Raw genomic sequence first — 744 nt, 5'->3', positions numbered from 1 at the left:
TGTGGTGCATGCGGCGGGGGTGCTGGACGATGCCCTGCTCGCGGATCTGACGCCGCAGCGGCTGCAGAGGGTACTTGCACCGAAGGCGGATGGGGCCTGGCACCTGCACGAACTCACCCAGGACATGAACCTGACCGCGTTCGTGCTGTTCTCCTCCATCGCCGCGCTCCTGGGCGGCGTGGGCCAGGCCAACTACGCCGCCGCCAACGCCTGCCTGGACGCCCTGGCCCAGCACCGCCAGCGCCTGGGACTGCCCGCGCACTCCCTGGCCTGGGGCCCCTGGCACCACACCCACGGCATGGCAGGCCGCCTCAGCGCCCACGACCACGCCCGCCTGGCCCGCTCCGGCCTGCAACCCCTCACCGACCAGGAAGGCCTGGACCTCCTCGATGCGGCCCTTGCCAGCGGACACACCCTCACCGCCCCCGTCCACCTSAACCTCARCAACCCRYCCGCCCTCCMGGSACYGATCCCGCCCGTCCTGCACAACCTCCTCACCCGACCGAACCGCCGGACAAGCACGCACCACGGCTCCTCCCTSATCCGCCGCCTGCACGCCCTGGACAGCGACCAGCAGCTCKCCCTCCTCCACGACCTCGTCACCACCCACRTCACAGCGATCCTGGGCTTCGACCCCCACACCRYSMTCGAAGACGACAAAGCCTTCAGYGCCATGGGCTTCGACTCCCTGACCGCCRTCGAACTACGCAACGCCCTGACCACCACCACCGGCCTGCCCCTGCC

At 70.6% G+C, this 744-nt stretch carries 1 protein-coding gene; it reads left to right on the top strand.

What is annotated here, in order from left to right; translation table 11 throughout:
• Positions 1-19: 19 nt before the first annotated feature.
• Positions 20-744 (top strand): beta-ketoacyl reductase (locus FGF04_RS39615; RefSeq protein WP_235882763.1); only part of this gene is annotated, 725 nt, incomplete at its 3' end.

The organism is Streptomyces apricus, assembly GCF_008369065.1.
Taxonomy (GTDB): Bacteria; Actinomycetota; Actinomycetes; order Streptomycetales; family Streptomycetaceae; genus Streptomyces; species Streptomyces apricus.
Note: the sequence above shows the minus strand (reverse complement) of the source record. Positions and strands in the feature narration are given on the sequence as shown.